The sequence below is a fragment of the Novosphingobium organovorum genome (assembly GCF_022832435.1).
GTDB lineage: Bacteria > Pseudomonadota > Alphaproteobacteria > Sphingomonadales > Sphingomonadaceae > Novosphingobium > Novosphingobium organovorum.
Map to the genome: position 1 here is coordinate 1 of NZ_JALHLF010000140.1, position 7,131 is coordinate 7,131.

Consider the following 7,131-nt stretch of genomic DNA (forward strand, 5'->3'; position numbering starts at 1 on the left):
CGACCAGGCCGATCACCCCCGCCGCCAGACAGCACAGCGCCAGCGCCCCGCGCGCGCGGCGCCGTTCCAGCCGCTCGCCCATCGCCTCGAACACCCGCACGTCGAGCGCATCGAGCCCGGCGGGCATCGGCCGTTCGCGCAGCTGCGCCAGAAATTCGTCCACTTCGCCCATAAACCGACCTTTTCGATCCCTCGTTCGCCCTGTCCATACGCAGGGGCCGCCACTTTCCCTCACGCAAAATAGCGCCTGGCGCAAGGTGGGGCGTATCCCCACGCATGATAGCGGCCCAACGCCCTGAAGCGGTCCCAAGCGCCCCGAACCGCCCGCCGCTTCCCGCCGCCGCTTCACGCTTGCACCCGCCCGTCGGGCGTGCATGCTTGGGCGCAGCGACCAAGGATAGAGCGACCCGCCATGCCCCGATCACCCGCCCCCGGCGCGCCCCCTCGCGCCGGACGCAAGCAGACTCTGGTGACGTTAGCCATGCTGGCTGTCATGGCGCTCGAACTGGCGAGCCTGGCGTGGACCGCGCGCTGGGGGCACGCGGCGCTGGTGGTCGGCCTGATGGCGGTGATCGCGCTGCCGGTGGTATGGCGGCGTGGAGTGCTGGCGGTGGTGCCGATCGAAATCCAGCTCGGCGCGGTCCTGTTCATCTTCGCCACGCTGTTTCTGGGCGAAGTGCGCGATTTCTACGAACGGATCTGGTGGTGGGACCTGGCGCTCCACACCAGTTCGGGGGTCTTGCTGGGGCTGCTCGGCTTCCTCACGCTCTATCTTCTCAACGAAAGCGCGATCGTGCGCTTTGCCTTGTCCCCCACGTTCCTCGCCTGCTTCGCGTTCTGCTTCAGCGTCACCCTGGGCGCCTTGTGGGAAGTGTTCGAATTCGCCATGGACACGCTGTTCGCCACGACCATGCAAAAGCCGATGCTGGGCGATCCCTCGGGCCTCACCGATACGATGTGGGACCTCATCGTCGATGGCGCGGGCGCCTTGCTCGCCAGCGCGCTCGGCCTCGTCACCTTGCGCCGTGCACGCCAGGCGGGGCACAAGGACTGGTTGCAGCGCTTCGTCGAACGCCACCCGCGCCTGTTCGGTCCGCCCCCGGCCCAGCCGGATGAGGCGGGGGCGCAGGCTCCAGACGCTAATGACGCCGATCCCCCGCTCACGGTCTGAAGCGCGCGCCCTCCAGCTCAGCCGTGCCCGACAGCACCGGAGCGCCCGCCGCGCGCGCGACCATGACCGTATAGCGGCCCTTTGCCAGCGCCCATTCGCGCGCGCCTTCGTCCCAGCGCGCCAGCACGCGGCGGTCCGCGCGCAGCGTCACCGTGCGGCTTTCGCCGGGTGCCAGTTCGATCCGCACGAACCCCGCGAGGCGCGCCGGGTAGGCGCCCTCACCCTCGGGCGCGGCATAAAGCTGGGGCACCACCGCCCCCGTCCGCTCGCCGGTGTTGGTGACGGTAAAGCGCACCGTGAGATCCGCCCCGCCCGTCGCCGTCAGCCGGTCATAGGCAAAGCGGGTGTAGGACAGCCCGAAGCCGAACGGAAAGAGCGGCCTGGCGCCCGTCCTCTCGTACCAGCGATAGCCGACATCGGCGCCTTCGGGATAGTCAACCGGGATCGCCAGCGCCGCCGCGCCGCCACCCATGCCCGCGTTCGAAGCCGCATCGTGGCTGGCGATGACCTCCAGTCCGACCGGGGCCGGACGCGGCGCCTGCGCAGGTGAGGCGGGAAAGGTGATCGGCAGGCGGCCCGAAGGGTTGACCTTTCCGAACAGCACGTTGGCGATCGCCTCGCCGCCGCGCTGGCCCGGATACCAGGCCGCCAGCACCGCGCCGACCTTGCCGAGCCAGGGCATCAGCACCGGGCCGCCGGTTTCGAGCACGACGGCGGTGCGCGGGTTCGCCGCCGCGACCTTCGCGATCAGCGTGTCCTGGCCATCGGGAAGCGACAGCGAAGTCACGTCTTCCGCCTCGGTGCGCCACTGCGTGGCGAAGACGAGCACCAGGTCCGCGCCCCTCGCCGTCTGCACCGCGCGCGCCGCATCGCGGCCGTCGACATAGGTGACCTCGGCCTTGGGCGCGAGCGCCTGGATCGCGCGCAGCGGCGAGGAATTGTGCCAGGTGATCCGCGCGAAGGACGCCGCCGGGCCCGAGGTCAGCGGAATTTCCACCGGCACGCCGCCGGTCGAACGCACCTGGCTCGACCCGCCGCCCGACAGCACGCCGACATCGGCGTGGCCACCGATCAGCACGATGCGCCGCGCCGTGCTCGCCGCAGGCAGCAGGTCGGCGCTGTTGCGCAGGAGCACGATGCCCTGCTCCGCGGCCGTCTGGGCCACGCGCGCGTGCGCCTCGGTATCGATCGGCTGCACCGTTTCGGGCGCGGGATCGTCGTAAAGGCCACTGGCGATGATCCCGGTGAGGATGTTGCGCGCCATCGCGTCGAGCCGCGCGGGCGCCACCGCCCCCGAAGCGACGGCGGCGCGCAGCCGGTCGCGAAACCAGTCGCCATCGTCGAGCTCGGCGCCCGAGTCCTGATCCAGTCCGGCGTTGGCGGCCTTCACGGTCGAATGCACCGCGCCCCAGTCGGACATCACCCAGCCGGTGTAGTGCCAGTCCCCGCGCAGCACGCGGGTGAGCAGGTCGGCGCTTTCGCAGGCGTGATCCCCGTTGATCTTGTTGTAGGCGCACATCACCGAGGCGGGCTGGCCTTCAGCGATGCCGATCTCGAAGGCCAGCAGATCGCTTTCATGCAGCGCCGCCTCACCGATGCGTGCATCGTAGACCATGCGCCCGGTTTCCTGCGCGTTGAGCGCGAAGTGCTTGATGGTCGAGACGATGTGGTTGCTCTGCACCCCGCGCACCTGGGCACCGGCGAGCGTGCCGGCGAGCAGCGGGTCCTCGCCCAGATATTCGAAATCGCGCCCGCCCCAGGGATCGCGGGTCAGGTTCACCCCGCCCGCCAGCAGCACGTTGAACCGCTTGGCGCGCGCCTCCGCGCCGATCATCGCGCCGCCCTGTTCGGCGATCACCGGGTTGAAGCTGGCCGCCGTGGCAAGGCTCGCGGGCAGCGCGGTCGCGGTGTCGCCCGGACGCTGGTTGACCTGGTTGGCGACGCCAAGACTGGCATCGCTTTCGCGCAGGGTCGGGATGCCGAGGCGGGGAATGCCCACCATCTCGCCTGCCGAGGGGATGAGATCGTCGGGCGCGCCGGGCTGGCCCTTGGCCAGCGGCGGGAACCAGGTGCGCACCAGTTGCAGCTTCTCGTCCTCACGCATCGCCGCGACGAGCAAGGCGGCGCGCGCTTCGGGACGCAGCGCACGGTTGCGCCAGGGCTCGGCGGCCGGTGTCACGGTGCTGGCCGCAACCCCGTGCGCATCCTGGGGCGCCTGGGCCAGAACGGCGCTCGCCCCCAAGGTCGCGGTGAAGCTCAGGGCGAGCAGCGGCAAGGCGGCGGAAACGGCGCGCATCGGATTACCTTTCGGATGAAACAGGAAACAAGAGCGATGCGGCCGCCCGCGGGAGGAGGAGGTGCGAGGCCGGCCGCATCGCCAAACCGCATCAAATCTTGGCGCGCAGACGCACACCCCAGGTTCGCGGCGGTTCGTAGTTCGACAGGAACACCGGCGTCAGCCCGCTCGTCGCGCCCGCGACGCTCGCGCTGGTGCGGATGCGCTTGTCGGTGAGGTTCTCGACGAAGAGATCGACCCCGTAGCGATCGTCGGGCGAGGAATAGGCCAGGCCCAGATCGACCTTGGCAAAGGCCTTCTGCTGGTCGAACGCGGTGCCCAGCAACCCCTTGCCGTCCTGGTAAGCGGTGGGATAGCGCGCGGCGTCATCGCCGTTGAAGTAGCTCAGCCAGCTGCGCGTCTCGTAGTGCAGCGTCGCGCGCGGGGTGAGGCGCGCGCCGCTGGCGAACACGAAATCGTGTTCGTAGGTGCCGGTCATCGAGAAATGCGGCGCGTGCGGCAGTTCGTTGCCCTTGAGGTTCTGGATCGTCGAACCATCGCTCTCCACGTTGTAGATGCGGTTGTCGACGGTGTAGAGCGTGTCGAACTCGGTGTGCTGGTAGGTCGCGGCAAGGTTCAGGCGATCGTTCTGGGTCAGGCGCGCGGCCAGTTCGGCCTCGAGGCCCCAGGCCTTCGCACCCTTGGCGTTGGTGGTGATGATCTGGCTGGCGGTGACGTTGCCGTCATCGTCGCGCGTGGTCACCGCCTGGTTGACCTGATAGCCCTTGAAGTCCTCGTAATAGGCCGCGAGGTTGAGCGTCGCGCGCCCGCCGAACAGCCGCGACTTGGAACCGATCTCGTAGTTGGTCAGCGTTTCGGGCCCGGCAAGCAGGCCGCCGTCCTCGATGTTGCCCGACTTGAAGCCGGTGCTCACGCTGCCATAGACCATCGTCGAGGGGGTCACCTGCATGTCCGCGCGCGCGAGCCAGGTCAGCTTGCCCCAGCTGCCCTTGGTGTCGTTGCTGGAAATGCCCCACAGGTCGCCCAGCCCCAGCGCCTCGCTCTCGGCGTTGAGCGCAGCGAGCACGTCGGTCGCGTTGCCCGCGCCATCGGTCGCGATGCCGAACACGCCGGGCAGGTCGGGCGTGGCGTAGCAGTTGGCGTTGTCCGAATTGGGCGATCCGCAATAGGTGATGTTGCGCCCGCCGATGTCCTGCTTCTTGTCGTTGGTGTAGCGCAGGCCGCCGGTAAGGTTGATGGTGTCGGTCGCGTGCCACACGGCCTGGCCGAACACCGCGCGCGAATCGATTTCGCGATCGGCCTGGATGAACGTGCCCGCCCAGTTGAAGGTGCCGTAGCGGTAGCCGTTGCGCTGATCGATGTCGAAGCGGATCTTGTTGACTTCGTGGCTGTAATAGCCGCCCAAAATCCAGTCGACGGGGTTGGTCCCGGTGGACTTGAGCTGGAGTTCGTGGCTCCAGAAATCGTAGCGCGAATAGGCCGTGCGGTTCTCGCCGAACTGGCCGCTGGGCAGGACCAGCGTGCCGCTGTCATCGGTGTAGGGAACGAAGGCCCCGGCGTCCGAGTCCGAATTCGCCGTGCCCCCCACGCGCGAGAAGCCGGCGATGTAGACCGCCTCGATCGCATCGGTCAGATCGTAGCGCATGTTCGAGCGGACCGACCAGGAATAGCGGTCGGTCTCAGGCGCGGTGTCGACCAGCGCGGACCAGAATTTCTCGCCCGAGCGCGGGGTCTGCATGAGCTGGAGAATGGGCGACCCTGTGTCCTTGTACCATTCGCCCGAGAGGTCCCAGTGGAACCGGCCAAGGTCCCACAGCGCCGAAAGCCGGGCCGAAGTCTGGTTGCCCGCATAGTATTTCTTGCCGCTCGTGACATAGGCCGAACGGTCGATCCCGGTGACTTCGGGAGCGTCCTGGTAATCGATGTAGCCATCGTGGCGATCGGTGATGAAGGCGGCGCGCAGCGCGAAGTTGTCCGTCACGGGAATGTTGACCATGCCCTTCACGCCCATCCGGTTGTACGATCCGCCGACCGCTTCGACACGGGCGTGGAACGCGCCCAGTTCGGGCTTGGCGGTAATCAGGCTGATCGCGCCGACGGTGGCGTTGCGCCCGAACAGCGTGCCCTGCGGCCCGCGCAGCACCTCGACCCGCTCCATGTCGTACATCAGCACCGAGGCGCCCTGCGAGCGCGGGCTGTAGATGCCGTCGATGTACATCGCGACTTCGGGGTCGGCCACTTCGGTATAGGCCGAATCGTTGCCGATGCCGCGCATCGTCAGGAGGATCGCGCCCTGATCGCCCTGCTGCGCGAAGTGCAGGCTGGGCACGAAGTCCGCCAGGCCCTTGACGTCCTGCACCTGGTTGCGATCGAGCGAATCCTGGCTGAAGGCCGAAATCGCGATCGGCGTCTTTTCGAGGCTGGTCGCGCGCTTGGTCGCGGTCACGATGATTTCGGCGACCTGTCCCTGGGATTCCGGATCGGATGAGGGCGACGCATTCGCCCCCGAATTCTGAGCCTGCGCGGCTCCGGCGAAAAGCACGATCGATGCAAGCGCAGTGCTCGCGGCAAGGCAATGCCGTTTCATTCTACCTCTCCTGATGATGCCCGTATCGGCGGGCTTGGCGCTCTCTCACCAGAATCTGACATCGATGTCAAAATGTTTCTGACATCGATGTCTTAATTTGCGGACAGGCCCGCCCACGCCTTGCGCCCCGCGCACCAGCGTATAGGGTCGGGCGCATGAACGACCCCACGGCGACATCGCAGGAGAAGCGGCTTTTCGGCCTGCTGGTGGGCGTCTACCTGGGCGGCGGGGCGATCACCGGGACGGTCAACCTGCTGGTGCCGCGCTTCGAATTGACGATGCACCTCGATCATGCCCAAGCGCTGCTGGTGCATCTCGCCTTTTATTCGAGCTACCTGCTTTTCGCGCTGCCGGTCACCTTCGCCTCGGTCGCGCTGGGCTACATGCGCTCGATCGCGGTCGGGCTGGCGATCATGGCGGCGGGCTGCGCGGGCTTTGCCCTGGCCCACGCGCAGGGCCGCTACGCGCCGCTGCTGCTCGCGCTGCTGGTCATTTCGCTCGGGGTCACGTTTCTCCAGATCTCGGGCAACGCGGTCACCACCGTGTTCAAGCGGTCGGGCGCGATGGCTTCGCGCTATACGTTGCTGCAGGGGTTCAATTCCGTGGGAACCGTGCTCGGCCCGCTGGTCGGCGCGCCGTTCATCCTGGCCGTGCACGGCGGCGCGGTCCGCCCGGCCGTGCCCTTCATCGCCGCCGGCGCGGTGTTCCTGGTGCTGGGCGGGCTGTTCGCGCGCAACGCCGCGCTGGCCCCACCGCTCCCCCGCGCTCCATCGGACGGGCTTGAAACAGGAGGGGGCAAGCCGCTCTGGCGGCGGCTCGCCCGCCTGGCCACCAACCGTTCGATGATGGCCGGGACGCTGACGATCTTCTGCTATGTCGGCGCCGAAGTCACGCTCGCGACGCTGGCGGTGGAATACCTCATGCGCGCCGATACGCTGGGCCTTGGCGCGGTGTCGGCGGGCAACATGGTCAGCCTCTACTGGGCCGCCGCGATGGTCGGGCGCTTTCTCGGAGCCGGAGCGGTGCGCGCGCTGGGCACCGCGCGCCTGCTGGGGCTCGCGGCGCTGGGCGCGATGG

General features: G+C 68.3%; 4 protein-coding genes. 2 read left to right on the forward strand and 2 right to left on the reverse strand.

The features are described 5' to 3' along the window. The first annotated feature begins 469 nt into the window (after positions 1-469). Positions 470-1,171, forward strand: a complete 702-nt coding sequence (locus MTR62_RS18930) for a hypothetical protein (RefSeq protein WP_244023875.1) — start codon at positions 470-472, stop codon at positions 1,169-1,171. Here the strand turns inward: MTR62_RS18930 and MTR62_RS18935 are convergent. Next, positions 1,161-3,467: a beta-glucosidase family protein gene (locus tag MTR62_RS18935; RefSeq protein WP_244023877.1), complete on the reverse strand. Its 2,307-nt coding sequence runs from the start codon at positions 3,465-3,467 to the stop codon at positions 1,161-1,163. The genes MTR62_RS18930 and MTR62_RS18935 overlap by 11 nt on opposite strands. A gap of 91 nt (positions 3,468-3,558) precedes the next feature. After that, positions 3,559-6,054: a TonB-dependent receptor gene (locus MTR62_RS18940; RefSeq protein ID WP_244023879.1), complete on the reverse strand. Its 2,496-nt coding sequence runs from the start codon at positions 6,052-6,054 to the stop codon at positions 3,559-3,561. Between the two features lie 155 nt (positions 6,055-6,209). Between MTR62_RS18940 and MTR62_RS18945 the strand changes: the two genes are divergently transcribed. Continuing rightward, positions 6,210-7,131, forward strand: a 922-nt coding sequence (locus tag MTR62_RS18945) for an MFS transporter (protein WP_244023881.1), incomplete at its 3' end; no start/stop codon positions are given.

Coding starts and splice junctions, on each gene's coding strand:
- MTR62_RS18935 (WP_244023877.1), bottom strand. CDS start 3,467: ATGCGCGCCGTTTCCGCCGCCTTGCCGCTGCTCGCCCTGAGCTTCACC.
- MTR62_RS18940 (WP_244023879.1), bottom strand. CDS start 6,054: ATGAAACGGCATTGCCTTGCCGCGAGCACTGCGCTTGCATCGATCGTG.